The sequence below is a fragment of the Synechococcus sp. W4D4 genome (assembly GCF_047716805.1).
GTDB lineage: Bacteria > Cyanobacteriota > Cyanobacteriia > PCC-6307 > Cyanobiaceae > Vulcanococcus.
In genome coordinates this window covers 1337561-1363294 of the sequence record NZ_CP180404.1, presented here as the reverse complement: position 1 = coordinate 1363294, position 25734 = coordinate 1337561, and the positions used below count along the sequence as shown (strand labels likewise).

The following is a 25734-nucleotide window of genomic DNA, read 5'->3' as shown; positions in this document are numbered from 1 at the left end:
CGTCAGCTGGTGTTTTTGCGTTGACCCGGTCTCTCGATTTGCCTGCCCTCGACCGGATCGACACCCTGGCTCAAGAGCTGGCGATGCTTCAGGACCGGAGCAAGCGTCGCATCGCGATCCTCGGAAGTCGCCATGTTCCGGTGGTCTCGGTTCACTTGGTGGAGTTGGTGGCCCGCTCCCTCGCCCAAGAAGGGCACAACTTGATTACGTCGGGCTCCCAGGGCGTGAATGCGGCTGTGATTCGCGGCGTCCTTGAAATTGACCCATCCCGCCTGACGGTGCTCCTGCCGCAAAGCCTTGACCGTCAACCCAAGGAGTCACGCGATCAGCTCGATCGGGTGCTGCATCTCGTCGAGAAACCTGAGAACGACGAGTTGCCGTTGCCGATGGCCAGCAGCCTTTGCAATCAGGAGATCATTCGCCGCTGCGATCAGCTGATCTGTTTCGCCTTTCACGACAGTGAAACCCTGCTGACGAGCTGCCGTACGGCTGAGGACATGGGCAAGGTGGTCAGCCTGATGTACTTCGACTGACCCCTTCTTCCAGCAGGTGTCAGTTGGCTGCTGCGATGACGGCCTGTAGTCCCTCCCAATAGAGCAGGCCTGCGCAGGTCATGGCACCGGCCCAGCAGAGGGAGCGAACGGGTGGCAGGTTGGCGACATAGGCGGCGATGTACCCCAGTCGCAGGGCGGGATAGATCCAGGCGGCGGCGATCGCCACCGGCGAGCCGACCCCAGCGATCAGGCAGATCAACGCTGCCGGTGCATAGAGGGTGAAGGCCTCGAAGCTATTGAGGTGTGCCCAGTTGGCCCGCTTGCCCCAGTCCGGCAGGCGCTCCGCCATGGCCCTGGGCGCGGCGAGGTCGCTCAGTTGGAAGTTGGCCTTGGAGCGGGCTGCGCCGAGGGGGACCAGGCTGGAGACCACAACACCGGCGCTGAGGAAGAGCGACCAGGCAAAGGCGGGATGCATCAGGGCCACAGGGCTTGGGTTGCCTCCTTTTCTAGGGTGGTAGAGGTTCACCCCGCGCGACCGCATGGCCTCCAGCTACTCCTTCGACGTCGTCTCCGATTTCGATTGGCAGGAATTGGTGAACACCCTGGACCAAGTGCGCCGCGACGTTTCGACCCGCTACGACCTCAAGGATTCCGGAACTGAAGTGGACCTGGAGGAAACCAGCTTCACCATCACCACCGCGAGCGATATGTCACTGCAGGCGGTGGAAGATGTGCTGCGTCAGAAGGCGACCAAACGCAATCTCTCCCTGAAGATTTTTGATTTCCAAACCCCGGAGCCCGTGGGCGGAAACAAGGTCAAGCAGGTGGTGAAATTGCGCAAAGGCCTGAGCCAGGATCTTGCGAAAAAGCTCAGTAAAACCATTCGCGACGAGCTCAAAAAAGTCACCGTCGCCATCCAGGGTGATGCTCTGCGCGTGACGGGCAAAAGCAAAGATGATCTGCAGGCGGTGATTCAGCTGCTCAAGGATCAGGACGTGGAAGTGCCCCTGCAGTTCCAGAACTACCGCTAGGAGGGATTCAGCCGCAGGGTGTGATTTCAGGCCAGCGTTGCCTTAACTCCTGCACGTGTTCCCTCAATCGTTCCGTTAACAGCTCGACCTGAGGTCTTTCGGCGAACTCCCGCTTGCACACCAAAACATCCCCGGACTCCAGCGGCAGCGTGAGCGGAAGTTTCACCAGGCTTCCACCCAGCAGGTCCAGGGTCATGGCTGTGGCGTAGGCGATCGTGAGTTCGGCTTCGTTGCGGCCCTCCCACTTGTTGATGTCGTAGCGCTGCATCCGCACGGGCGAGGACCAGAGTCCGACCGCTTTGAGTGCAGCCTCCACCTGGGGATAGGCCCCGCGGGGGAGCGCCAGGCTGGGGAAGCCCTCGAGATCGTTAAAGCTCAGCTGCTTGTGTTGCAGAAGCGGATGGTTGGGGGCCACCACGCAGTGCACCGGCATGGCACTGAGGGGCAGAGTGCAGAACTCGGGGTCGTCGTTCTCTGGGACGTCCGGCTTGGCACCAATCCAGGCGTCGACGATCCCCAGGCGCAGCAACTCCAGGTTGCGCGGGACGCCAACGATGTCGCACAGCCCGACCATCCACCCTGGCGGGCTGGGTTGGGTGATGAGCGGTTGCCACCAATAGGCGGCCTCGAGCCGCAGGGGGGCTAGTCCCTTCCAGCGCGCCAGTTGATGCACCCTGCGCTCGGCATTGAGCAAGGGGGCATCACTCAGTAGATCCCACTCCCCATCGCATTTTTTGCTGGAGACCTCAAACATGGTCTGGGCCTGCTTGGCGCGGCGGGAGATGCTTGGTTGACTGAGGGACAGCTTCTCGGCAGCCGCGTCACCGGTCCTGAGCCAGAGCAGGCCATCGAGCGCCGCAAGGGTTTCCAGATCAACCAAGCGTGAGGCCGCATGGGGAGTCTTTCTAAACTCGCACCCCAGAGCGCTTTCAGCTAGCCGATGACCCGCTCAGGCTGGCGTTTTTGGATTGATCGAGGCGGCACCTTCACCGATGTGGTGGCCAGCTCTCCGGTTGGGGCGTTGGAGGTGTTCAAAGTCCTCTCAGAACAACCCGATCAACCCGGTGACCCGGCGGTCCGGGTGATTCGACAATGCCTTGGCCTGAGCTCTCCGGACCAGGGCATTCCTCCGGGTCTGGTGGCCGAGGTGCGGTTGGGGACCACCGTGGCCACCAATGCCTTTTTGGAGCGCGCCGGCGCCCGCACCCTGTTGCTGATCAACAAGGGCTTCGCTGATTTGCTGGCGATTGGCGATCAGCACCGACCTGATCTCTTTGCCTTGGCCATTCGCCGGCCCCAGCCGCTTCAGGGGCGAGTGATTGAGGTCCAGGGCCGTTTGGCCGCCGACGGCCATGAGCTTCAGCCCCTGCTCTTGGACGAGACGCTCAAGGCTGCCGTTCAGAAGGCGAAGGCTGATGGCTACAGCAGTGTTGCCGTGGCTTTACTGCATAGCACCACCAATGGGAGCCATGAGCGGCAACTTGGCTCCTGGTTGGAGGCCTTCGGCTTTGTGCAGATTGCGCTCTCCCATCAGGTCAGTCCCCTTCCCCGTCTGGTGCCGCGGGGGCAAACCACGTTGCTTGAGGCATCAGTGGGACCGGTCCTGCAGGGCTACCTGAAACAGGTGCAGGAGGCCCTCGGGCCCGATGTGCCGCTGCGGGTGATGCAGTCCAGTGGCGTCTTGGCCGCACCCGGCGCACTGCGCGCTAAGGACACGATCCTTTCGGGGCCAGCCGGTGGCTTGGTGGGGGCCGTGCGCACGGCGGCCCTGGCGGGCTTTGGTCGCATTGTTGGTTTTGACATGGGCGGGACGTCCACCGACGTCTGTTATTGCGATGGCCCGTGGCCCCGCCTCGATCAGGTGGAGCTTGAGGGGTTGCCGATTCAGGCGCCGATGCTGGCGATTCACACCGTGGCCGCAGGCGGTGGTTCCCAGTTGCAGTTCGATGGGGTGCGCTTGCGGGTGGGCCCCGAGTCGGCTGGGGCTGATCCCGGGCCGGCTTGCTATCGCCGCGGCGGGCCCCTGACCGTGACCGACGCGAACCTGTTGCTGGGGCGCCTGCAGAGCGATCAGTTCCCAGCGGTGTTTGGTCCCAGGGGCGATCAACCCTTGGATGGTGCTGTCGTGCGCCAGCAGTTCGAGCGCCTCGGTGAGCGCTTGGGCTGTTCGGCGGAGGCGGCGGCCGAGGGCGCCCTGGAGCTCGCCCTGGAGCGGATGGCGGAGGCGATCCGCCGCATCTCGATCCAGCAGGGCCATGACGTACGCGAGGCGGTGCTCTGCTGCTTTGGCGGGGCTGGCGGTCAACACGCCTGTGCCTTGGCGGAGCGGTTAGGGATGCAGCAGGTGCTCCTGCACCCCTTCGCTGGAGTGCTGTCGGCCTACGGGATTGGCCTGGCCGATGAGGGCCAGGTGTTGGAGCAGTCTTTCGGGCGACTGCTCGATGCCAGCAGCCTGGCGGAGCTCGAGGGAGTCACGGCCGAGCGGATCAGCGGCGTCCCAGCCGGTGCCCAGCTGCAGCGGATCCTGCAGTTGCGCTTGCCAGGCCGGGATCAGTGCTTACCGGTGCCCTGGCCAAGACCCTGCCCCGGTGCTGAGCATCTGCGGCAGCACTTCATCGCGCAGTTCCAACAGCGCTATGGCTACCTCCCCAACGGCGATCCACTGGAGGTCGTGGTGGATCGCCTCAGCCTCGAGTTCAGCTGGCCCGGAGCAGCTGTCAGGTCTCAGCCCAGCTCCACCGCTGCACAAGGTGCCGAGGCGGGAAGCCTTTCGGTCTATCTCGATGGCGCCTGGAGGACGGCCGCCCTCTGGCAGCGATCCCAGATCGCTCCTGGTCAGCTTCTGCAGGGTCCGGCTTTGATCTGTGAGACCACAGGCACCAACCTTTTGCCTGCTGGCTGGAGTGCCTGCTGCCTGCCTGGTGGGGAACTGCTGTTGAGCTGTGATCAAGAAGCCCGCCCCAGCAGCAGCGCCGAGCAGGTGAAGGATCCGGATCCCGTCACCCTGGAGCTGTTTGGCCATCGCTTCATGGCGATTGCCGAGCAGATGGGGACGCGTCTGCAGCAGACCAGCGTCTCGGTGAACATCAAAGAGCGCCTCGATTTCTCCTGCGCCTTGTTCGACGGGCGCGGACGCCTGGTGGCCAATGCCCCGCACATCCCTGTCCATCTCGGGTCGATGGGCGAGAGCGTCTTGGCCTTAATGCGGGCCGTGGAGCACGGGGATCTTGAGCCCCTGCAGCCGGGTGATGCGGTGGTCTCCAATAACCCGTTCAACGGCGGCACCCATCTGCCCGATCTCACGGTGATCACACCGCTGTTTGCCCCCTCCGGTGGGGATCAACCGGTGGCCTTCGTGGCCTCCCGCGGCCATCACGCGGATGTCGGAGGGATCACACCCGGATCGATGCCATCCAGTAGTCGTTCCATTGATGAGGAGGGTCTGCTCTTCGACAACGTTCCGCTGGTGCGGGGCGGGAGATTGCTGGAGCAGGCCTGGCGTGATCGCCTCGCCCAGGGCCCGTGGCCGGCTCGCAATCCCGATCAGCTCTTGGCGGACCTGCAGGCGCAACTGGCCGCCAACGACCTGGGTGTGCAACGCCTGTTGGCCTTGATGGGTTCAGCGGGAGGGGAGCGGGTCCTGGCCTACATGGGCCATGTTCAGGACCAAGCGGCCGCGGCTGTGCGCCAGGTCCTGAGCCGACTCTCCGATGGGGAGGCGCGGGTTCAGCTCGATGCGGGCCCTGAGATCGTGGTGCGCTTGCTGGTGGATCGCCAGGAGCGCAGGGCCCGCATCGATTTCAGCGGGACCTCCCCTCAGATCGAGGGCAATCTCAATGCTCCATTGGCGATCACCAAGGCCGTGGTGCTCTACGTCTTCCGCTGTTTGGTGCGCGAGTCCATTCCGCTCAATGCCGGCTGCTTTGATCCCTTGGAGCTGGTGGTGCCCCCGGGCTGTCTGCTCAACCCCAGCCCGCCAGCGGCCGTGGTCGCGGGGAATGTTGAGACCTCTCAAGCGGTCGCCAATGCCCTCTTCGCAGCGGTGGGTGTCCTGGCGGCTTCCCAGGGAACGATGAATAACCTGAGCTTTGGCAATGCCAACTGCCAGTACTACGAGACGGTTTGCGGCGGAACTGGAGCTGGTAACGGGTTTGCGGGAGCCGATGCGGTGCAGAGCCACATGACCAATTCCCGCTTGACGGATCCGGAAATCCTGGAGCAGCGCTTGCCGGTGCGGCTGGAGCAATTTGCGATTCGTGCTGGCAGTGCCGGAGTGGGCCGCTGGCCTGGCGGCAACGGCGTTCTGCGGACGATGACAGCCTTGGAGCCCCTCACCGCTTCGCTGTTGTGCGGCAGTCGTCTGGTCCCTCCCTTTGGTTTGGCCGGGGGGGGAGCTGGGGCTTGCGGTCAAAACAGCCTGCTGCGGGCGGGTGCCCAGCAGATGGAACCCCTGCCCGGCTCCACGCTGGTGGAGTTGCAGCCTGGTGATCAATTGCAGATGGCGACCCCCGGTGGTGGGGCCTACGGAGCGATCGACTCATGAGAAAGCGATCTCGCGTCGCGGTTGGGCTGGCCTCGGTCGCCTTGGCCCTTTCCAACCCAGCCCAGGCGAACCTGCTGCAGGAGCGCAGTCAACGCTTCCATCCGGTGGAGTCCTCCGCCGGGATCGTGGCAGCCCAGGAGGCCCAGGCTGCGGCGGTCGGGGCCCAGATCCTGCGGGAGGGCGGCAACGCCGTGGATGCGGCCGTGGCCGCCTCCTTTGCCCTGGCGGTGACCTTGCCCCAGGCGGGGAACCTGGGGGGCGGAGGGTTCCTGCTGCTCTGGTTGCCCAAGCGGGGGACTATTGAGACCTGTGCGGCAGCGGCCAGAGGACCCCAGCTTCCCGAAGCCATGAACCTGGGCCGCGGCGAGGCCGTGGCTCTGAACTTCCGGGAGAAGGCCCCGCTGGCGGCCAGGCCGGACCTGTTCTTGAACGCCGATGGAACGGTCAATCGCCGCCTGGCCCTGCGCAGCCTCCTCAGTACGGGGGTGCCCGGCACCGTGGCCGGTTTGTCACAGGTGCAGCGGCGCTACGGCTGTCTCTCCCTGGCAGAGGTGATGCAGCCGGCGATTCGCCTGGCTGACCAGGGCTTTGTGGTGGGGCCTGAGTTAGGTGCCTCCCTGCGGGTGGCGGCGCCGTTTCTGAAGAACGACCCCAGCAGTGCCGCACAGTTCTTCAAGGCCGATGGCACGCCCTACCGCCCGGGCGAGCGACTGAAGCAACCTTTGCTGGCGGCGAGTTTGCGCTGCATTGCCGAGCAGGGCGCCAGCTGCTTCTACCGCGGTCGCTTGGCCCAGGCCATGGTCGCGTTGATGCAGGCCCAGGGCGGTCTGATCAGCCTTGAGGATCTCGAGCGCTACCAAGCCCCCTGGATGCGTCCCCTGCAGGGAGAGCTGCGGGGGCATCCCGTGTTGACCATGCCCCCACCGAGTGGGGGAGGTGCCACCTTGCTGCAGCTGCTCAAGGTCCTGGAGCCGCTGCAGCTGCAGAGCACTGGACTCAATAGTGCTGCGACGATCCATCGGATGGTGGAGGCCATGAACCTGGCCTACCGGGATCGCAATCGACTACTGGGTGATCCTGATCAGGTGGCGATGCCCCTGGATCGTCTCCTCAGCGATCGCTATGCGGCGGCTCAACGTCGACGGATTCGCTTGGACCGTCACCGCCCTGCTACCGAACTGGAAGCGGAAGCGCTGCCGGTCTATGGCGGCACCAACACGACTCATCTCTCGGTGGTGGACCGTGATGGGGGGCTGGTGACCACGACCACGACCTTGAACACGGCCTATGGAAATGGCATCTCCGTTCCCGGCGCCGGATTCTTGCTCAATAACGAGATGGATGACTTCACGGCCAAGCCCGGGGCGCCCAATGCCTATGGCCTGCGTCAGGGCAGTCAGAACGCCATCGCTCCGGAGCGCCGCCCGCTCAGTTCGATGACCCCCACCCTGGTTTTCCACCCCGATGGCCGGCCGCTCTTGGCCACGGGCAGTCCAGGGGGCAGTCGAATCATCACCACCGTTCTGCAGGTGCTGCTGAACCGGTTGGTGCATGGCCTCAACCTGGCTTCAGCCGTAGCGGAGACCCGGATCCATAGCCAACTCTGGCCCGATCAGATCAGCACAGAGCAGGGGCTCAGTCCCGACACCTGGTCGCTGCTGGAGCAGCGGGGCCATCAACTTCAGCTGCGCCCGGCGATGGGGTCAGCGAACTCCGCGGAAGTCCGCTATGCCGACGACTCCGAGGCCAAACCCGTCGGCAGCTGGGGCGTGGCCGATCCGCGTCGACCCGACGCGGCGGCCGTGCCAGAGAGCCCTTAGGTACGCAGCATCGAGGGCAGCCAGTTGACCAGAGGCGGGAAGCAGAGAATCAGCAGCAACACGGTCAGCTGAACCCCGATGAAGGGCCAGGCCCCGCGATAAATCGATTGCGTGCTGACCTCCTTTGGGGCGACCCCCCGCAAGAAGAACAGGGCAAAACCAAAGGGGGGCGAGAGGAATGAGGTCTGCAGGTTGGCTCCGATCAGTACCCCAAACCAGAGCAGGGCCTCGGGGCCAAGCAACTGCCGCGCGCTCGGGAGGAGCAATGGCAAGACGATGAAGGCGATCTCAAAGAAGTCGATGAAGAAGCCCAGGCCAAAGATCACGGCCATGCTCACCAGCAAAAAGCCGGCTTTGCCCCCCGGCAGGTTGAGCAGCAGATCGCTGATCAGTTGATCGCCGCCGACGCCGCGGAAGACCAGGCTGAAGGCGGTCGACCCCAGCAGGATCGCCATCACCATGGACGTGGTGCGCAGGGTGTCGTCGCAGACCTGACTGAGGCCGCGGCGGTTCAGTCCCCCCTCCAGGGCGGCGAGGGCCATCGCCCCGACGGCGCCAATGGCGCCGGCTTCGGTCGGGGTGGCCAGGCCAAAAAAGATGCTGCCCAACACCAGCAGGATCAAACCCAGGGGCGGCAGCAGCACCCGCAACAGGTGCCAGCCGCCCGGCTGCTCGGAGCTGGAGTCAGGATTGAGTGCCGGCGCCAGCTCGGGCTTCAGGCTGCTGATGATCACCACGTAGAGAGCGAAGCCCGCGGTCATCAGCAGCCCGGGGATCAGCGAGCCCAGAAAGAGGTCGCCAACGGAGACGCCCAGCTGGTCGCCGAGCACCACAAGGACGATGCTCGGTGGAATGATCTGGCCCAAGGTGCCCGAGGCGGCAATCACTCCGGTGGCCAGGGAGCGGTCGTAGCCCGCTCGCAGCATCACGGGCAGGGAGATCAGCCCCATCGTCGTCACCGTGGCAGCGACGACACCGGTCGTGGCTGCAAGCAGTGCCCCCACCAGCACCACTGCCAAGGCGAGGCCGCCGCGGACGCCCCGCAGCAATTGCCCCATGGCCACAAGCAAGCGTTCAGCGATGCCCGAGCGCTCGAGCATCGCCCCCATGAAGACGAAGGCCGGAATCGCCAGCAACGTGAAATTGCTCATGATCCCGAAGATCCGCTGGGGCAGGGCCGTGAGGAACTGGGGATCAATCACCCCAAAGGCCATTCCCAGCAGGGCGAACAGCACCGCGATGCCGCCCAGACCGAAGGCCACCGGATAGCCGCTCAACAGCGCCAGCACCAGCGCGATGAACATCGCTGGCCCCAGCACCTCCCCTGGGAAGAACGTGATGACGTAGCCGAAGGCCTCGACTTCCATCAGCGCTCGCGCCTCAAGCGCAGCACCTGGGCGAGGCCCTGCAGGGTCAGTAAGCCGAAGCCCAGGGGGATCAGGCTTTTGATCCAGTAGCGCGGCAGACCGTTGGGATCGGGGGACTGTTCCCAGATCTGCCAGGACTGCACGGCGGGCAGCAGCGAGACCAGCAGCACCATGACCGCAAAGGGCAGGAGCAGCAGCAACGTGCCGCCCAGTTCAACCCGCCGTTGCTTGCGGGCGGACCAGCGGCTGTGCAGCACATCCACACGGACGTGGCCATTGCGTTGGAGCGTGTAGCCCAGCCCCAGCAGAAAGGCGACGGAAAAGAGGGCCCACTGGGCTTCGATTAAGGCGTTGGAGCTCAGGCTCAGACCCAGAGCTAGGCCGAGGTACCGCCCGACCACATTCCAGGCCCCGACCACCAACATCAGCAGGATCGACCAGCGGCCAATCCAGGCGGCTCCCTGGTTGATGCGATCGATCTGCTCGGGCCAGTCGAAGCGAGCCATCAGTTGGGCTGCCGGTAGATGAAATTGGCGTAGGAGAGCTGATTGATCCGGTTCCAGGCCCAGACCTGGTCACGGAAGGTTTGCCAGCCCGCGTAGGTGGTTTTGAAATCCTGGTTCGTGCGCGCCGTGTCGGCGTAGAGCTGCTCGCTCGCTTCTTGTGCAGCCTTCAGGATCGACTCGTCGTAGGCGCGCAGTTGAGTCCCGCCGGCGATCAGCCGTTGCAGGGCTTGACCGTTCAGGCTGTCGTAGCGGCTCAGCATCGAGAGGTTCGCCTCGTAGCAGGCCGTGCTGAACATCGCCTGGTAGTCCGCAGGCAGCTCCCGCCAGGCCCGCTGGTTGACCAGGGCCGCCAGGGTTGGACCCGGCTCCCACCAGCCCGGGTAGTAGTAAAAACGCGCAGCCCGCTGTAGGCCGAGTTTCTCGTCGTCGTAAGGACCGGTCCACTCCGCCGCATCGATGGCACCGCGGTCAAGGGCCAGGTAGATCTCGCCGCCGGGGAGGACTTGAACATTCACCCCGAGGGAGGCCATCACCTTGCCGCCGAGCCCAGGGATGCGCATCTTCAGACCGCGCAGCGACTGGAGTCCCTCCAGTTGTCGTTTGAACCAGCCACCCAGTTGGGCCCCGGTGTTCCCCGCCGGAAAGCTGAGTACACCGAAATCGGCGTAGAGACGGTTGAGGGCCTCGTTGCCGCCGCCTTCGTAGAGCCAGGCGTTCTGCTGCTGTGCCGTCAGGCCAAAGGGCATGGAGGTGCCAAAGGCCAGTGCTGGGTTTTTACCGACGTAGTAGTAACTGGCGGTGTGGCCGCACTCAACGGAGCCGTTTTGCACGGCGTCGAGGACCTCCAAGCCAGGCACAAGTTCCCCGGCTGCATAGGGCTCGATTTGAAAGTGCCCCTCGCTCAGTTCCGCGACGCGGCGGCTGATGGTTTGAGCCCCACCAAAAATCGTCTCCAGGGAATGGGGCCAGCTGGTGGCCATGCGCCAACGCACCTGGGGACGCACGATCCCCGATGCGCTATCGGCTTTGCGGATGCGACAGGCGCCCAGCAGTCCGGCTGCGCCTGCGGTGCCTGCTGCTGTGGCCGCAGCGCGCAGCAGGCCCCGCCGTTGCATCGTCAGGCCACCGCGGCGAAGCACTCGCGGAAGGCCGCGATGGTGACGTCGATGTCCTCATCGGAGTGGGCGAGCGAGGTGAAGCCGGCCTCGAAGGCACTCGGGGCCAGGTAGATCCCGCGCTCGAGCATGGCGCGATGCACCCTGCCGAAGCGCTCAGCATCAGCGGCTTTGGCCTCTTCGAAGTTGCGCACGGGGCCCTCACAGAGGAAGAAGCCGAACATGGCGCTCACCGAGCCACCGGTGATGGGCAGGCCCGCGCTGCGGGCGCCGTCCATGATTCCGTTGATCAGTCGGCTGGTTACGGCTTCGAGACGCTCGTAGCTGCCGGGTTGCTTCAGCAGTTCCAGGGTTTTGATCCCGGCGGTCATGGCCAGGGGGTTTCCGCTGAGGGTGCCGGCCTGATACATCGGGCCAGCAGGAGCCACCATGCTCATGATGTCGGCGCGGCCGCCGTAGGCACCCACGGGCAGGCCACCGCCGATGACCTTGCCCATGGTGGTCAGGTCAGGGGTGACGCCGAACTTGGCCTGGGCACCGCCGTAGCTGATGCGGAAGCCGGTCATCACTTCATCGAAGACCAGCAGGGCGCCGTTCTCTTTGGTGACCTCGCGGATGCCTTCGAGGAAGCCTGGCTCGGGGGTGATGAAACCGGCGTTGCCGACGATCGGCTCGAGGATCACACCGGCAATTTCGCCGGGGTTCTCAGCAAAGAGCTGCTTGACCGCTTCGAGGTCGTTGTAAGGAGCGGTGAGGGTGCTGGCGGCGGTGGTGCGCGGCACGCCAGGGGAATCGGGCAGACCCAAGGTGGCCACACCGGAGCCGGCCTTCACCAGGAACATGTCCGCGTGGCCGTGATAGCAGCCTTCGAACTTGATGATTTTTTCGCGGCCGGTGAAGGCGCGCATCAGGCGCAGCACCGACATGCAGGCTTCCGTGCCGCTGTTGACGAAGCGCACCATCTCCACTGAGGGGACGGCGTCGATCACCATCTCCGCCAGCTGGTTCTCCAGCGCACAGGGGGCGCCAAAGCTGGTGCCCTTCTCCAGTGCGTCGTGCAGAGCGGCGATCACCTCGGGGTGAGCGTGGCCGCAGATGGCAGGGCCCCAGCTGCCGATGTAATCGATGTAGCGGTTGCCGTCGACGTCCCAGGCGTAGGCCCCTTTGACGCGGTCAAAGACGATCGGTTGGCCGCCCACCGAGCGGAACGCGCGCACGGGTGAACTCACGCCGCCTGGCATCAGCTTCTGAGCGGCACTGAAGAGTTCCTGGGACAGGGTGGTGTTGTGCACAGGTGCCGAGACAGGAGCCGAGGTCAAAACGGAATCCGCAGACTGGATGGGGGCTCGAGACCCCAATTGGGCCTTAAGCGTCGCCCATCCTTACGCAATCACCGCCCCAGCGGTCGAGACCGTGCCAGCTCGTTAAGGTCGATGGGCGTCCCCACAATCGCTGTGAATCCAGACTGGGGCTTGGTTGAGCGTCGATTGAGGGCCCTGTTGCCCGCGCGCTCGGTGGTGGCCAAGCGTCAGGAGTTGCTGGCCTACGACTGCGATGGTTTGACGCTGCACCGCCACCAACCGCCCTTGGTGGTCCTGCCGGAGACCACCGCTGAGGTGGCTGCGGTGGTCCGGCTCTGCAATGAGTTGCAGGTTCCTTTTATTGCTCGAGGTAGTGGGACAGGCCTCTCGGGTGGGGCTTTAGCGGAGCAGCCCGCCCTGGTGATCGCCACCAGCCGTATGCGCCGGGTCATTGCCATCGACCTCCCCAATGAGCGCATCACGGTGGAGCCTGGGGTGATCAACAGTTGGGTGACCCGCGCAGTGGCGGGTGACGGTTTCTATTACGCCCCCGATCCCTCCAGCCAGGTGGCCTGCAGCATCGGTGGGAACGTCGCCGAGAACTCCGGTGGTGTGCACTGCCTCAAGTACGGCGTCACCAGCAACCACGTCCTCTCCATGGAGGTGGTTCTGCCTGATGGCAGCGTCACGACCTTGGGCTCGGGGATGGCGGAGACCCCAGAGCTCGACCTTCGCGGCGTCTTTATTGGTAGCGAAGGGACTCTGGGCATTGCGACGGCGATCACCCTGCGCCTGCTGCGGCAACCCGCCTGCGTGGCCGTGCTGTTGGCGGATTTTGCCTCGATGGAGGCGGCAGGAGAGGCCGTGCGGCTGGTCACCGCCGCTGGGGTCCTACCGGCAGGCATGGAAATCATGGATCGACGCTGCATCCACGCGGTCAACGATTTCTTTGGGGTGGATGAGTACCCCCGCGATGCCGCTGCGGTGCTGTTGGTGGAACTGGATGGTCATCCCCTCGAGGTCAAAGAGTCTGTGCAGATGGCGGCTGATCTCTGCCGGGAGGCCGGGGCGGGCGGCGTTCGCGAGGCCTGGAGCCAGGAGGAGCGGGATCGGCTTTGGAAGGGCCGCAAGAGTGCGATCTCAGCCCTGGGCCGTCAATTCCCCAACTACTACCTCCAGGACGGAGTGGTGCCGCGTACGGCCCTGCCCCGGGTCTTGGCGGCCATCGAACGACTCAGTGAGGAGCACGGCTTGGCGGTGGCCAACGTCTTCCATGCCGGTGACGGCAACCTCCACCCCCTGATTCTTTACCGCTCGGATGAGCCGGGGGTGAACGAGCGGGTGACCGCCTTAGGGGCGGCCATCTTGAAGCTCTGCCTCGATGCCGGCGGCAGCATCAGCGGCGAACACGGGGTGGGCAGCGATAAGCGCTGCTACATGGACTGGATGTTCAGCCCGGACGATCTCGAGACGATGCAACTGGTGCGCCGGGCCTTTGACCCCGATGGACTGGCGAATCCTGGGAAGATCTTTCCCACCCCGAAGACCTGCGGCGAGTCGGCTCGCCGCTGGGTCGAGCTGAAGGAGGAAGGCCGCAAGCTCCCCGATGGGGTCGAGCTCTATTAGGGCCAGCTCTCGTCGTCGTCCTCCTCTTCCGGCGGCCAGGCCAGGTTGACGACGACGGGGGCATGGTCACTGGGTTGGACGTTGCCGCGCGGCTGTTTGTCGATGACGCAGCCGGTGGCGCAACCCAGCAGCTCCTCAGACAAATAGATGTGGTCGATCCGCCAGCCCAGGTCCCGGTCCCAGGCACCGCTGCGGTAGTCCCACCAGCTCCAATGGCCGCTGCCCGGCTCGAACACCCGAAAGACGTCCGTTAGTCGATCACCGAGGGCAGTGCACAGGGCCGTCCGCTCCGGATCGCTGGCCATGATCGTTCCGCTCAGGCGCTCGGGGTCCGGCAGGTCCCGATCTTCCAGGCCGATGTTGAAGTCCCCCACCATGCAGAGGGGATCACCCTGCTCCTCCTGCACCGCCAGATAGCGCTGCAGGCAAGCAAGCCACTCCAGCTTGTAGGGGTATTTCTCGCTCTTCAGGGAGCTGCCATTGGGGACGTAGAGGTTCAGGACCCGCACCCCATCGAGTAAGCCGCTGATGACCCTTTTTTGCTCACTGAGCTGGGGTGCTTGAGGGTCCTCCGGCAAGAGGGCCTCGAAGCCGACTTGGACATCCTCAAGCGGTTCCCGGCTGATCAAGGCCACGCCGTTGTAGGCCTTCTGTCCGCTGATGGCGCAGTGGTAGCCGATCTCCTGGAAGGCCTGCAGCGGAAAGAGGTCATCGCTGACCTTGGTTTCCTGCAGGCAGAGCACATCCGGTTCGTTGGCCTGAAGCCACGCGAGCACCTGATCCAGGCGGGTCCGCACCGAATTGACGTTCCAGCTGGCGATGCGCATCGGAGGGATGTGGCTTGGGGCTGCTCCTAGCATTCCCGCCAAGCCGTTCGACGGATCAGCCATGCCTCGGGGACTCGCCAGCTGCCTCACCTCGGCCTTAATCACTGCAGCCGCAGTGCTGTCCCCAGTGGCTCAAGCCCAGTCCAGCAACTCCAACCTCGCTCCCGAGCCGAGCGTCTTTGACCAGGGACCAGGTGGGACCAGTCGCCAAGGCGGGTCGCTGCTCGACAGCACAAACCCGATCGATTTGATGAACAAGCTGCGGCGCAGCACGGCGATGGATGACGCCACCGATCCCGGAGATGCCATTGATGCGGCTCTCCGCCAGCTCGATGCCCAGTCGGTGACCCCTAACTCTGGGGCTTCTTCTCCGTTGGTGACGGCTCCTTAGTCGTCGTCGCTGCCTTCTTGCTGTCTCGGAGACTTTCAAGTCCCCAGCTCGCCGCCACCCGATCCAGGCGGGGATCCTTTTTTTCGGGTTGCCTGGCTTGGGCTTGAGCCAGGGCCTGTCCAGCCCCTTGGAGGTCTCCTTGGTCTTGCTTCAGCAAGGCCATGGCCAGAAGTGGCCTGGGATCACGCGGGAAGTCCTTGGCGAGCTGTCCATAGAGGGCCAGGGCGTCTGCAGTTTTCCCTTGGCGCTGGCGGAGATCGCCCAACAGCAGTCCCAGCCCCAGCTTTTGCGGTTGGGGAGTGGGTTTGCTGCTGGCCTCCAGCAGGGTCTTGAGTTGGGCTTCAGCCTCGGCTCCGCGCCCTTGTTCCAGTTGAAGAAGGGTGAGCAATTGCAGGGCTTCAATCCGATCAGGCTTGAGGTTCAGGATCTGGCGTAACTCCCGCTCGGCCCCAGGGCGGTCGTTGCTGTTGCGGCGGAGCTCGGCCAAGAGCAGACGCAGCTGCCAGTTTTGAGGCTGCTGATCGGCGAGGTGCTCCAACACCAGGCTGGCCTCTTGGGACTGGCCTTGCTGGATCAGCAGGTCCACCAGTCGCTGTTGATCGGCGGCGCTCGCTGATCCCTCCCCGAGGCGGGCTTGAAGCAGGGCAATTTGCCTCTCGCTGCTGCCCTCTGGACTGCCTTGGGTTTTCAAGGCTTGGTGCTGACCCAGAAGCCAGCCGCCGGTGATCGAAACGGTCACCAACCCCGATGCCACCAGGGCGATCAGCACGCCATCGCGCTGGTTGGGGCGGCCTCGTGCCGGCATCGAGGAACCTGCAAGTTGGGCTCAGTCTGGGGCCTTTTTGCAAGCTCGGTACATTGGCCTACGGGCGATGGATTTCACGAGCGCCCAGAGGGTTTCAGCCACGATGCGTCAACACCCCATTTCCCCGGTCACAGAGCCGATGCAGTACCGCGCCATCGGCGTGGTGCGGGGGACCTACGTGCCCGCTGATGCAGATCAGCTCACCCGTGGAGTGATTCAGACCCAGGACGGCTCCGAGATTGATGCGGTGGTCTTGGGTCGCGTGCTGACGCTGATGCGTCGTCACTTGGACTTGAGCAAGCCCCACCTGTGGGTGGCCTATCCCCGTTTCCGCGATCCCGATCAGCTGCATCTGCAGTTGGTGGGTGTCTGGGAGCCCAGCACCCTCTCCCCTGAGGAGAGCGCAGAGGAGGAGGCCGATGATCTGCCCGAAGGCGATGGTTACTTCTCCGTGCGCGGTGAGCTGATCTACACCCGTCCAGAAGACGGCGACTTGGTCGTCAAGATCCGCCAGCAGCCAAGGCCCGACGGTCGCCGCCCGACACCCTTCAAGCTGCAGTTGAAGGGCCAAATGGATCCGGCCCATCTGCGCCATTTCGTCTCTTTGGATCTGCGCCGTGAGGGGCAAACCCTGCAGCTTGAGAACCACGAAGTGATCGCTCCGGTGCCCCAACGGGCTGGCCGTGGTCGCGGCGGTGCCCGTGGTGGCCGCCGCTAGGGACCAGGAGCGGCCATGACCCAGCCGCCGCTGCATTTGGCTAGCTCCGATCAAGGTTCAACGGCCGCACTCAGGGCCGGTGTCGCCGTTGCTGGCGTCAGCGTGATCTCCGTCGCGGGCCCAGTGCTGGGCCTCTCGCCCTGGCTGATTGCTGGAGCCGCGGGCGGGGCACTCACGGCGCTCACCGTCGATGCGGCCCGTTTTGGTGGCCTGGGGGGGCATCTCCTTGCGGAGTCCCTCCCCTTCGGCTTGGGCCGCTCCAGGCTGCGGCGCATTGCTGTGCATGAGGCGGGTCACCTGCTGCTGGCGGGAGAGAACCAGCTGCCGGTGAAGCAGGTCTTGGTGGGCAGCCGCGCCTGTTTGCGCCATGGTTTGCGGGTGAATGGCAGCACGGAATTGGAGCCCCCCGCCCAGGTGAAGATGCCGTTGGAGGACTTGCGGCGTTGGAGCCGAGTCCTGCTGGCTGGGATGGTGGCGGAGGTGGTGGAGTACGGAGGCTCCCGTGGTGGCGCCGATGACCGGGCGCTGTTGGGTCGCCTCTGGGGCCTCTCTGGCCACGATGTGATGACGGCCCAAAACGAGCAGCGTCGCGCCCGCCGCGAGGTGCAGCAGTGGCTCGAGCAGCACCGCGAGCAGCTGCAGGCCAGCGCGGAGCAACTTCTCCAGGAGGCCTAATGGGATCCCTGGCGGTGGTCGATTGCCCGACGGGATTGGCCGGGAACATGCTGCTGGCGTCCCTGTTCGACTGCGGGCTGCCAGAAGAGGTGGTCCATCAACCCCTGGCGGCTCTGGGGTTGGGCGGGCTCTATCGCTTGACGCTTGAGGAGCGCCGCAGCGCTGGCATGCGCGGTTTGCATCTGGAGGTGGAGCTGCTCGAGCAGCAGCCCCCCCATCGCCACTGGGCCAGCCTGCGGGAGCAAGTGCAAACGGCCGAGTTGGCCCCAGCACTGCGGCAGGCGGTGCTGAAGGTGTTTGGTGTGTTGGCGGAGGCTGAAGGTGCCGTCCATGGCTATCCGCCGGAGCAAGTGCATTTCCACGAGGTGGGAGCCCTGGATGCCCTGGTGGATGTGGTCGGTGTCTGTGCTGGGTTGCAGTACTTCGGCGTTCAGCGCTTGATCTGCAGTCCGCCTCCGGCGGGCCACGGCCAGGTGAACAGCGCCCATGGTCTGTTGCCGGTCCCAGTGCCCGCCGTTTTGGAGCTGGCTACGTGCCATGGGGTTCCCCTGGCCAGTAGCGCGGGGTTTCCCCCGGCGGAACTGACGACCCCAACTGGCTTGGCCTTGATGGTGGCCTGGGCGGACAGCTTTGCGCCTGCGCCTGCCTTGCGCCCCACCCGGCTGGGGATCGGTCTGGGTTCTCGGGAGTTGGATCGCCCTAATCAGTTGCGCTTTCTCCTCGCCGAGTCGGCTGACTCCGTTGGCGTTCAGCCCGAGTTGCAGATGGTGGTGCAGCAGCAGGCCCAGATCGACGATGCAACCGCAGAGGATTTGGCCTTCCTTCAGGACGCCCTGCGGGAGGCCGGAGCGTTCGAGGTCTTCGCCCAGTCGGTTGCGATGAAGAAGGGGCGCTTGGGCAGCTTGATTACGGCCCTGGCCTGGCCGGAGCAGGCCGAGGCCCTGCGAGCGATCTGGTGGCGCTATGGAAGCAGCCTGGGGGTACGGGAGCAGCTTCAGCAGCGCTGGGCCCTGCCCCGACAGGTCGAACAGCGGCAGACGCCCTGGGGACTGGTGCGCTTTAAGAGCTCCATGCGCCCCGATGGAAGTGTGCTGTGCAAGCCAGAGTTGGAGGACTTGATTCCCTTGGCTCAGCAGCGGCGGCTGCCCCTTGATCAGCTGCGCTCCAACCTGCTCCAGTGGCTGGAGGCGCAACGGTGATCCGGCGGCTGAGAACTCTCTCCCTCCCAGGGGGCGCCCGGCTTTGGGTGAGCGCCTCAAGCGTTGCCTTTCTGGCCTCTGCGGTGGTCTCCCATGGCCGTCAGTTGCTGCAGCTGAGCCTCGATCGTCAGTCTTGGCTTTGGCTGGCCTTGGGCTTGGGCATCAGCGCCTTGAGCCTGGTGGTCAATGGCTTGGCCTGGGGAGTGGTGCTGCGTTGGTTGGGGGCTGCTCCGCGTTGGACGCCGGTGGTGCTGTTGTTTCTGGAGTCCAACCTGCGCAAGTATCTGCCTGGCGGGGTCTGGCATCTACTGGAGCGGCTTCGGGCTCTGCGCTCTGGCGGCCCTTGCCGGCAACCCCTGAGCGGGCGTCAAGCCCTCGGGGCGGTCCTGCTCGATCCGCTGCTGATGGCCGTGGCGGCGTTGTCCTTGGTGGCCTTGGGGGGTGGTTTGGCCCTGTTGGCCTTGCTGCCGCTGTTGGCTTTGATGCCCCGTTGGCTCAATCCCCTGCTGGAGCGTCTGGAGCGCCGCCGCGCCAAGGCGCTTGAAGTGGATCCTTCTGGCCTCACCCCAGGCAGCCTCCGCCTGCCGGGCTATCCCTGGTGGCCCCTGGCGGCTGAGCTGGTCTTTGTTCTATGCCGCTTTGGCGGTTTCGCCTGCTGCGTTCAAGCCTTCGACTTGGCCTTCCAGCTGGACTGGACGGGTTGGTTGGCGGGCTTTGCCCTGGCTTGGACCGCAGGTCTGGTGGTTCCCGCTGCTCCCGGAGGATTGGGGGTGTTTGAAGCGGTGTTGGTGCTTCGCTTGGCGGCTTCTGTTCCTGAGGCGCCGCTGTTGGCCGTGGCCCTGAGCTATCGCCTGGTCGTCTCGTTGGCGGATTTGCTGGTGGCCGCCGCCGCCCGCAGGGACCTGGCGGCACTTCGCAACAATGGGTATTGTTGAGAAGTGCCCTGAGAGAGCGTCGTGCCCGCTGGTCCTGTCTCCCAGGTGCAGGCCGATGCATTGCGCAGCTCCCTGCATGATCGCGGGCAGCGTCTGACGCCCCAGCGCCAACGGGTCTTGACTTTGTTTGAGCGCCTTGGGGAGGGCAGTCACCTCAGCGCTGAGGAGGTCCATCAGCGCCTGCTCAAGGCGGATGAACGGGTCTCACTGGCCACGGTCTATCGCACCTTGCGGCTGCTGAGCTCCATGGAGCTGTTGTGCGAATTGGAGCTGCCGGAAGGGGGCCGGCGCTTTGAACTGGCCAGCGATGAGGCCCACCGGGACCATCACCACCTGGTCTGCGCCCGCTGCGGCCACACCGAAGAATTCGAGAGCGAAGCGGTGCTGCAGGCTGGTGGAGAGGCCGCGGCTTTACACGGCTTTCAACTGCTGAATTGTGTGTTGAACGTGCGCGCTCTCTGCCCTAGCTGCGCTCAGCAGGAAGCCGAGGGATGACTAGCGCCGGTTGACGCGAACCGGGACGAGCGATGGCTGCATCAAACCACCGCCACCGTTGTCATCGTCGGAATCGGTGGCGAGCCAAAAGATCAGACCGACGAGCCCCAGAACGGTCGTGAGTGCAGCGAACTCGGCCATCCAGGGGGATGCGGTTCGACACACCATAACGGTGTTTTTCGCTTCTGCTGTCGCGGTTGCTGCAGCTCAGAGGGGAGCGATCGCCAGCAGGCCGCCAGCCAGCGCCAGCAGGCCTGCCCCAAGGCTGACCTGGCTGCGTTCAAACCGCTGGCTCAGCCAGGCGCTGGTACCAACCACAGCCACCGAGCTCAGCAGAGCACCGGCCCACCAGAGGGAGGTGCCGCTGGACTCCAGGCCGTGGAGCATCGCGTGGAGACCAAGGCCGCCAGCAACGGTGAGCGCCAGCACCTGGCGGCCGCAGCTGCCCCGCAGCACCAGGACCAAAACGGTGGCCACGGCGGAGACCGCCAGGGCTGCCAGCACTTCGGCTCCAGGCAGTTGGCCGCCGAAGCTGCCGAAGACCGAACCGATCAGGGCCCCAGCCAGGGCATAGATCAGCAGTTGGCGGCCGGCCTGGGCGGCGCAGAGGCCCACGGCCACCAGCATCAGCAGGTGGTCCAAGCCCAGCAGGGGATGCAGGGCTCCGCCCAACACTCCATGGTCGGCGGTTCCATGGGCTCCGGCTGGCAGCACCGACAGCAGGCTCAGGCCCAGTCCGGCGGCGGTGCTGGTCAGCAGCGATCGGGTCAGTTTCGAGGTCATGGCAGATCCGGTCCGCGCCGGTGCTGAGGTTGAAGGAGGAGGCGCGGCGAGCGTTCTGACTGGAGAGCGCGAGGCTCCCATCACAGCTGCGGGACAGTGCCGGATTCGCGCCGGACTTTCCTCGTTGCCTTCCTGGGCTGAGTCCAGGAAACCGCTGATCGGATTATCGCTTCAGGAGAAACCCTTGCCGGCATCTTTCGCGACGCAGGCCTGAAGTTGCTTGCGGATCTTGGCGTGGTCGAGGTTTTTGCCGATCACCACCAGTTGGTTTTTGCGGTCGCTGGGCTTGCTCCACTCGCTGTCATCGATGGAGAAGCGCTTGCCGGCCAGGTGAAAGACGTGTCGCTTGCTGCTCTCGTTGAACCAGAGGATTCCCTTAGCGCGGAACACCCCGGCGGGGAGCTGGTTATCGAGGAAGTTTTGGAATTTACGCAGCGAGAAGGGACCTTCGCTGCCAAAGGAAAGGGATGTGAATCCCTCGATGGCGAGGTGATCCGCGTGGGAGTGCTCGTGGGAATGGTCGTGGCTGTGATCGTGCTCGCAGTGACCGTGGTCGTGATCGCAGTTGCTGTGGTCATGGGCATGGCTGTGATCGTCGGCATGGTCGTGCTCATGCACGCAGTGGCCGTGGTCGTGGTCGCAGTCGTCGTGGTTTTGCTCCGCAGTGACCTTGTCGCTTTCGAACAGGCCCACGCTGAGCAGCAGCGGCAGGTTGACCTCGCCTTTCACCGAGCGCAGGATCCGGGCATCGGTTTTGATCTCCCGTAACTGGGCTTCCACCTCGTTGAGCCGCGCTTCGCTGACGAGGTCGCATTTGTTGAGCAGCAGGATGTCGCCGTAGACGACCTGGGCGCGGGCGACCTCCCCCTCGAGGATCTCGTCGCTGAAGTTTTCGGCATCGATCAACGTGATGATCGAGTCGAGCCGAGTCTGATCCCGTAGATCGCTGCCAAGGAAGGTCATGGCTACGGGCAGGGGATCCGCAAGCCCCGTGGTTTCCACCACCAGGTAGTCCACGGGATCTGGACGATCGAGGATGCGATAGACGGCCTCGAGCAGCTCACCATTGATGGAGCAGCAGATGCAGCCGTTGCTCAGTTCGACCATGTCCTCGCCGGTGGCGATGATCAGGTCGTTGTCGATGCCAATCTCCCCGAACTCATTGACCAGCACCGCCGTTTTGACGCCCTGCTGGTTGCTGAGAATGTGGTTGAGCAGCGTGGTTTTTCCCGCTCCAAGGAAGCCCGTGAGGATGGTTACGGGGAGCCCGCTGGGGGCCTGATCCATCAGGCTGCTGCTCATGGTGAAGGCTGCTTGCTGCGGCTTCGATCGGTCCCCTCAGTCTGGGACGTGGCCTGCAGCTTTAGAAGCCGCTCAAGCCGCAGGTCTCCCGATAGGTCTGCGCGATTGCTTGGTTCTTGGCTGAGCTGGTGAGGTCCTTGTAGGACTGGGCCGCGGCTTTGGCTCCAGTCCCATCCCCATCGGAGAAGGCATCGAGCATGGCGTTGATCACACCCAGTTCCTGTTGCTCGAGTACGAGATAGCGCGCTTGGGCGCTTTTGCAGGGGCCGTCCTGGAGGCTGGCCTGAATGCTTTGTAGGGCGTCGGTGTAACGCGTTGCGGTGGCTCGGATCTGCTGGATCAGAGCCTCATGGTCGTGGTCGTCTTCGGGATCAAAGCGTTCCGGAGCTAACGCAATGCCCTTCAACAGGTGGCCTTCGAGGGCTGTGATGGCGCCTTCGTTGTAGGCGAGGAGTTCTTTCTGTTGGAGGCTCATCGCCGTGGAGTCAGCGCTGGGTGATTGGCAGGCCGTCAGGGCCAAGAGGCCTGCGGCGATGAATCCGGCATGGGCTCCAGAACGTCTGAGGGATTGCATCAGCAGCGGAATGACAGGCCTTGTCCACAGCCTGATGACGGCGCAACGGCATGGCAACGAGACATCAAATCGCTGAGACTGAGAACTGTTATCATTCTTGGAAACGTGTATTGGTCTTGGTGCGCTGCTCTGCGCTTGTTGCCGGAATGAGTCTTGCCGCCGGTGTGACCGCTCTGGCCGTTCGTCCCGTCGCTGCTGTTCAGCAGATCCCTTCTGTGGTGGCGGCCAACGGAATTCTTTGCGACCTCGTTCGCGTCGTGGCTGGATCCACGGTCTCCGTCGCTTGCTTGGTCCCGGATGGAGCGGATCCCCACGACTACCGCTTGAGTGCCAGGGATCGCTCGAAGATTCAGTCGGCTTCGGTTGTGTTCCTCAATGGATACCGATTAAGCCCTGCGCTGGAGCGCATTGGGCAGCTGAAGCGGACGGTCAAGGTTGCTGAAGTCGCCGTGCCGTCCAGCCCATCTCGGGATCCACATGTTTGGCATAACCCTCTTCAGGCGGTAGCGATGGCGAAGGTGGTTGCCGTCCAGCTCAGGGGCAGCGTGTCTGGAGCGGCCCGTGCCTCGGTTGATGGCCGGCTCACGCGAGTTGCCTCTGTGCTGCAGCAATTGGATCGCTGGACTGCAGCTCAGTTCGCCACCGTTCCCAAGGCCCACCGAGTTGTTCTAACGGAGCATGATGCGCTCTCTTCTCTGGCCAGGCGCTACCAGGTTCGTTATGTGCCTTTGATGGAATCATTCTCATCCGGTGGGCCGCTTCGTCCCAGCAGTCTTCGCGAGATCTCTATGGCTGTGAAGGCATCAGGAACGAAGTATCTGTTTTCAGAATCAAGTGCAACGTCGAAAACGCTGCGTCGCATTAGTAAGACCTCGGGTGTCCCTGTCTATCGGAAGCATCTTGTCGTGGATGGAGTTGCAAAGCGGAAGACCTATGTCGGTACGTTTGTTTCCAATGTCTGTGCTCTGGTGAGTGCGCAAGGGGGGCGTTGCGACCGTGCGTCTGGTGATCAAATTGCATCTCGCTGGAGTGCAATTTAGTCGTCTTGCTGAATCCTTTTTCCTTTCGTTGAAACTTTTGCCATGGGCATGACGCATCTCTGCTCGTTCATCTCTCTTCTTAAGCGCCTTCCCTGGACGGCGAGCTGCATCCTGACCCTTTCGGCGCCCGCTTTTGCCCATGGCGGTCCCGGTGGTCAGGATCTAAAGCCTGGTGAGTTCAAGGCTTCTCCAATCATCACCATCGAAGGGCATGGTGGGCTCGAGAACAATGTGCAGGGACCACCGAGGCACTACGCCATCGATGGGCTCTACGGAACGGTTCTCGAGTGGGGGCTTGAGAACAAAGGCAGTTTTGCGATCGAAGCCGCCATTGGTCCTGCTTTTGTGTGGGGTGAGGCTGAACACTTCTATGGCCAAGTTCATGCCCATGGTTCCCATGAGGATGAAGGGCATGATGATGATCATGGTGAGGATGAGGCGGAATCATTTTCGTCGGCTAGCCCCTGGCGCCGGACTGATATCAAGGGTTATCTCTCCGCCCGGTATCAACCCACTGGGAATCTTTCGTTTCAGGCAACCTGGAAGCCCTATTACATCACCCGAACTCAGACGCAGGATGGTCTCGAAGATGAGTTGGGTTTAAGGAATGAGGTCCAGGTTGGTGCTCTCTATGCCTTTGGTGATGGTGATGTCAATTTCGCTTTGGGCGATGGCCTTGAAAGCGTTGTCGACGGCGTATTTGTTTCTGCCTACAACAACACGGGCTGGGACAGTGATGGGACGTACCTCGGTAATTACACCGACGCTTGGGCAGGCTTTGGGTTTAACTATGACCAGCTCAATGTGACCCTCTCGGGAGGCCCCCGCTTCTACACCCCTGGTCGCTACGCCAACCTTCCCCAGCGCACGGACTGGGGTGGTGAGATTGAGTTTGAATACCCCATCACGGACAATGTTGTTGCTTTCGCTCACTGGGAGGCGGTCTATAGCTCCGAGGGCGGCGAAGGTTGGGGAATTGGATTCCAGCATCACATCGGTACTGGAGTGACCCTTCGCTTTTAGGGGATTGCGCAGAGATCCGACTAGCTTGAGTTAGAGACGCTTGACCGGCTTGCTTCGCGTTCAAAATCTCTGCGTCCATCGCGGTCCGCAGCTTGTCCTGGAGGATGTCTCGTTCAACATCAAGCCTGGGTCATTGACGGCCTTGGTTGGGCCGAATGGGGCTGGTAAAAGCACTCTTTTGCATGCCCTTGAGGGGCAGTTGCCGGCATCGTCTGGCGTCATGGAGTTGGCTGGCTGTCCACTGACGCCCGCCTTGGCTCGACGTCAGATCGCCCTCATGCCGCAACGGGGAGCCATTGATTGGACCTTTCCGATCACGGTCCATGAATTGGTGGCCCTTGGCCGCTTGTTGGGTCGTCGTCCGGGCTGTTGCGATGTGGATGCGGTTTTGCAGCGGGTTGGCCTTGCAGGATTAGGGACCCGTCGATTGGATGAGCTGTCAGGCGGACAGCAGCAGCGGGCGCTTCTCGCCCGAACGCTGTTGCAGCCCGCCCAGCTCTTGCTTCTGGATGAACCCTGCGCGGCAATTGACCCCCCATCACGCACAAATTTGCTGCAGGTGATGCGTCAGCTGTGTGATTCAGGGTTGACGCTGCTTGTGAGTAGCCATGACTGGGGCAGTGATTTGGATTGCTACGACCAAGTTCTCGTTTTGGATTGCGCGCTTCTTGCCCAGGGTGCCCCCGAGACGGTCAGGAGCTCATTGGGTGATTTGAGAGTGGGGCATCAGTGCTGCGGTTAGTCCCGTTGGCGGGACTTGCACTGTTCGCACAGCCCAAAAAACTCGAGGGTATGAAACAGCAATTCGAAGCCATGTCTGTCAGCTGTGCCGAGGTCGACATGATGAACGGGGCAGCTGTTGAGGACAGCCGTTTCACCGCAGTCCACGCAGGTGATGTGATGTTCATCCCGTCCCAGCGGCGCAAAGAGGGCTTCCCCGCTGGGCAGATGCCTGCAGCGAATCTGTCCGCGTTGCTGCAGTTGGCGCAGGTGTCTGTAAACCGTTGCCAGTCCCATCGGACTGTTGCTGGCCCGCAGACGGGCGTGCAGGTCCTGTCCCGACAGCTCTTGATCGGCATCCTCCAGGTGCTGAATGATCAGCTGCTGCCGCTCGTTAGTCCCGGCAGCCTGGGAGGGCATGCGCTTCCACTTCGGAGGTGTTCC

27 protein-coding genes and 1 riboswitch are annotated in these 25734 nt (G+C 63.7%); of the genes, 14 read left to right on the top strand and 13 right to left on the bottom strand.

Features of this window, described 5'->3' with window-relative positions:
- Window positions 1-20 precede the first annotated feature (20 nt).
- Window positions 21-533 (top strand): DNA-protecting protein DprA, encoded by a 513-nt coding sequence (locus ACLM42_RS07545; RefSeq protein ID WP_247910504.1) that lies wholly within the window; start codon window positions 21-23, stop codon window positions 531-533.
- A 19-nt stretch (window positions 534-552) separates the two neighbouring features.
- Here ACLM42_RS07545 and ACLM42_RS07540 read toward each other — a convergent pair whose 3' ends face one another.
- Entirely contained in the window at window positions 553-969 is a 417-nt protein-coding gene (locus ACLM42_RS07540) for an MAPEG family protein (RefSeq protein ID WP_247910505.1), read from the bottom strand.
- Between the two features lie 64 nt (window positions 970-1033).
- Between ACLM42_RS07540 and ACLM42_RS07535 the strand changes: the two genes are divergently transcribed.
- Window positions 1034-1525, top strand: a complete 492-nt coding sequence (locus ACLM42_RS07535) for a YajQ family cyclic di-GMP-binding protein (protein WP_247910506.1) — start codon at window positions 1034-1036, stop codon at window positions 1523-1525.
- Window positions 1526-1532: 7 nt separating this feature from the next.
- Here ACLM42_RS07535 and ACLM42_RS07530 read toward each other — a convergent pair whose 3' ends face one another.
- Window positions 1533-2405, bottom strand: a complete 873-nt coding sequence (locus ACLM42_RS07530) for a LysR substrate-binding domain-containing protein (protein WP_415398701.1) — start codon at window positions 2403-2405, stop codon at window positions 1533-1535.
- 60 nt (window positions 2406-2465) lie between these two features.
- On the opposite strand from ACLM42_RS07530, the gene ACLM42_RS07525 reads away from it, so the two are divergent.
- Entirely contained in the window at window positions 2466-6068 is a 3603-nt protein-coding gene (locus ACLM42_RS07525) for a hydantoinase B/oxoprolinase family protein (protein WP_415398700.1), read from the top strand.
- 41 nt (window positions 6069-6109) lie between these two features.
- Entirely contained in the window at window positions 6110-7888 is a 1779-nt protein-coding gene (ggt, locus tag ACLM42_RS07520) for a gamma-glutamyltransferase (protein WP_415398699.1), read from the top strand.
- Here ggt and ACLM42_RS07515 read toward each other — a convergent pair.
- From ACLM42_RS07515 to hemL, 4 genes are read right to left on the bottom strand one after another with little or no spacing between them, the layout of a single operon-like run.
- Window positions 7885-9255 carry a TRAP transporter large permease gene (locus ACLM42_RS07515; RefSeq protein ID WP_247910510.1) on the bottom strand — a complete coding sequence of 457 codons (1371 nt, stop codon included), beginning with the start codon at window positions 9253-9255 and terminating at the stop codon, window positions 7885-7887. The genes ggt and ACLM42_RS07515 overlap by 4 nt on opposite strands.
- Window positions 9255-9761, bottom strand: coding sequence for a TRAP transporter small permease subunit (locus ACLM42_RS07510; protein WP_247910511.1), 507 nt, complete (start codon window positions 9759-9761; stop codon window positions 9255-9257). The genes ACLM42_RS07515 and ACLM42_RS07510 overlap by 1 nt, the downstream gene beginning before the upstream one ends.
- A complete protein-coding gene (locus ACLM42_RS07505; protein WP_415398698.1) occupies window positions 9761-10876 on the bottom strand; it encodes a TRAP transporter substrate-binding protein in 1116 nt (371 codons plus the stop codon). Before ACLM42_RS07505 ends, ACLM42_RS07510 begins: the two co-directional genes overlap by 1 nt.
- A 2-nt stretch (window positions 10877-10878) precedes the next feature.
- Entirely contained in the window at window positions 10879-12117 is a 1239-nt protein-coding gene (gene hemL, locus ACLM42_RS07500; RefSeq protein WP_415400145.1) for a glutamate-1-semialdehyde 2,1-aminomutase, read from the bottom strand.
- Window positions 12118-12309: 192 nt separating this feature from the next.
- Between hemL and ACLM42_RS07495 the strand changes: the two genes are divergently transcribed.
- Window positions 12310-13803 carry an FAD-linked oxidase C-terminal domain-containing protein gene (locus ACLM42_RS07495; RefSeq protein WP_415398697.1) on the top strand — a complete coding sequence of 498 codons (1494 nt, stop codon included), beginning with the start codon at window positions 12310-12312 and terminating at the stop codon, window positions 13801-13803.
- On the opposite strand, the gene xth is transcribed toward ACLM42_RS07495, so the two are convergent.
- A complete protein-coding gene (xth, locus tag ACLM42_RS07490; RefSeq protein WP_415398696.1) occupies window positions 13800-14630 on the bottom strand; it encodes an exodeoxyribonuclease III in 831 nt (276 codons plus the stop codon). The two genes, ACLM42_RS07495 and xth, sit on opposite strands and share 4 nt — an antisense overlap.
- On the opposite strand from xth, the gene ACLM42_RS07485 reads away from it, so the two are divergent.
- Window positions 14623-15021 carry a hypothetical protein gene (locus ACLM42_RS07485; protein ID WP_415398695.1) on the top strand — a complete coding sequence of 133 codons (399 nt, stop codon included), beginning with the start codon at window positions 14623-14625 and terminating at the stop codon, window positions 15019-15021. The two genes, xth and ACLM42_RS07485, sit on opposite strands and share 8 nt — an antisense overlap.
- On the opposite strand, the gene ACLM42_RS07480 is transcribed toward ACLM42_RS07485, so the two are convergent.
- The gene (locus ACLM42_RS07480; protein ID WP_415398694.1) at window positions 14981-15826 is read right to left on the bottom strand and encodes a tetratricopeptide repeat protein; all 846 of its coding nucleotides are present in this window, start codon (window positions 15824-15826) and stop codon (window positions 14981-14983) included. The two genes, ACLM42_RS07485 and ACLM42_RS07480, sit on opposite strands and share 41 nt — an antisense overlap.
- A gap of 103 nt (window positions 15827-15929) precedes the next feature.
- Here ACLM42_RS07480 and ACLM42_RS07475 point away from each other — a divergent pair, with 103 nt between their 5' ends.
- The 5 genes from ACLM42_RS07475 to ACLM42_RS07455 are packed head-to-tail and all read left to right on the top strand — an operon-like array spanning window position 15930 to window position 19848.
- The gene (locus tag ACLM42_RS07475; protein ID WP_415398693.1) at window positions 15930-16544 is read left to right on the top strand and encodes a hypothetical protein; all 615 of its coding nucleotides are present in this window, start codon (window positions 15930-15932) and stop codon (window positions 16542-16544) included.
- Between the two features lie 15 nt (window positions 16545-16559).
- Window positions 16560-17219, top strand: a complete 660-nt coding sequence (locus tag ACLM42_RS07470) for a hypothetical protein (RefSeq protein WP_415398692.1) — start codon at window positions 16560-16562, stop codon at window positions 17217-17219.
- A complete protein-coding gene (larC, locus tag ACLM42_RS07465; RefSeq protein ID WP_415398691.1) occupies window positions 17219-18418 on the top strand; it encodes a nickel pincer cofactor biosynthesis protein LarC in 1200 nt (399 codons plus the stop codon). Before ACLM42_RS07470 ends, larC begins: the two co-directional genes overlap by 1 nt.
- The gene (locus ACLM42_RS07460; RefSeq protein WP_415398690.1) at window positions 18397-19353 is read left to right on the top strand and encodes a lysylphosphatidylglycerol synthase domain-containing protein; all 957 of its coding nucleotides are present in this window, start codon (window positions 18397-18399) and stop codon (window positions 19351-19353) included. The genes larC and ACLM42_RS07460 overlap by 22 nt, the downstream gene beginning before the upstream one ends.
- A gap of 21 nt (window positions 19354-19374) precedes the next feature.
- On the top strand, window positions 19375-19848 hold the full coding sequence (locus tag ACLM42_RS07455; protein WP_247910519.1) for a Fur family transcriptional regulator: 474 nt from the start codon (window positions 19375-19377) through the stop codon (window positions 19846-19848).
- Here the strand turns inward: ACLM42_RS07455 and ACLM42_RS07450 are convergent, their stop codons facing one another.
- The 4 genes from ACLM42_RS07450 to ACLM42_RS07435 all read right to left on the bottom strand — a co-directional run bounded on the left by ACLM42_RS07450 (window position 19849) and on the right by ACLM42_RS07435 (window position 22507).
- Complete coding sequence (locus ACLM42_RS07450) at window positions 19849-19989, bottom strand: hypothetical protein (RefSeq protein WP_247910520.1); 141 nt, start codon at window positions 19987-19989, stop codon at window positions 19849-19851.
- Window positions 19990-20055: 66 nt separating this feature from the next.
- Window positions 20056-20631 carry a HupE/UreJ family protein gene (locus ACLM42_RS07445; protein WP_415398689.1) on the bottom strand — a complete coding sequence of 192 codons (576 nt, stop codon included), beginning with the start codon at window positions 20629-20631 and terminating at the stop codon, window positions 20056-20058.
- Between the two features lie 27 nt (window positions 20632-20658).
- Window positions 20659-20802, bottom strand: a riboswitch (cobalamin riboswitch).
- Complete coding sequence (locus ACLM42_RS07440) at window positions 20803-21933, bottom strand: CobW family GTP-binding protein (protein WP_415398688.1); 1131 nt, start codon at window positions 21931-21933, stop codon at window positions 20803-20805.
- Between the two features lie 61 nt (window positions 21934-21994).
- Window positions 21995-22507: a hypothetical protein gene (locus ACLM42_RS07435; protein ID WP_415398687.1), complete on the bottom strand. Its 513-nt coding sequence runs from the start codon at window positions 22505-22507 to the stop codon at window positions 21995-21997.
- A 146-nt stretch (window positions 22508-22653) separates the two neighbouring features.
- Here ACLM42_RS07435 and ACLM42_RS07430 point away from each other — a divergent pair, with 146 nt between their 5' ends.
- Genes ACLM42_RS07430 through ACLM42_RS07420 form a run of 3 tightly spaced genes read left to right on the top strand, consistent with a single transcriptional unit; the run spans window position 22654 to window position 25312 of the window.
- Window positions 22654-23547 carry a metal ABC transporter substrate-binding protein gene (locus tag ACLM42_RS07430; protein WP_415398686.1) on the top strand — a complete coding sequence of 298 codons (894 nt, stop codon included), beginning with the start codon at window positions 22654-22656 and terminating at the stop codon, window positions 23545-23547.
- Between the two features lie 42 nt (window positions 23548-23589).
- The gene (locus ACLM42_RS07425) at window positions 23590-24570 is read left to right on the top strand and encodes a hypothetical protein (protein ID WP_415398685.1); all 981 of its coding nucleotides are present in this window, start codon (window positions 23590-23592) and stop codon (window positions 24568-24570) included.
- A 49-nt stretch (window positions 24571-24619) separates the two neighbouring features.
- Window positions 24620-25312: a metal ABC transporter ATP-binding protein gene (locus ACLM42_RS07420; RefSeq protein ID WP_415398684.1), complete on the top strand. Its 693-nt coding sequence runs from the start codon at window positions 24620-24622 to the stop codon at window positions 25310-25312.
- On the opposite strand, the gene ACLM42_RS07415 is transcribed toward ACLM42_RS07420, so the two are convergent.
- Window positions 25309-25710 (bottom strand): transcriptional repressor, encoded by a 402-nt coding sequence (locus ACLM42_RS07415; protein WP_247910526.1) that lies wholly within the window; start codon window positions 25708-25710, stop codon window positions 25309-25311. The genes ACLM42_RS07420 and ACLM42_RS07415 overlap by 4 nt on opposite strands.
- Between the last annotated feature and the right edge of the window lie 24 nt (window positions 25711-25734).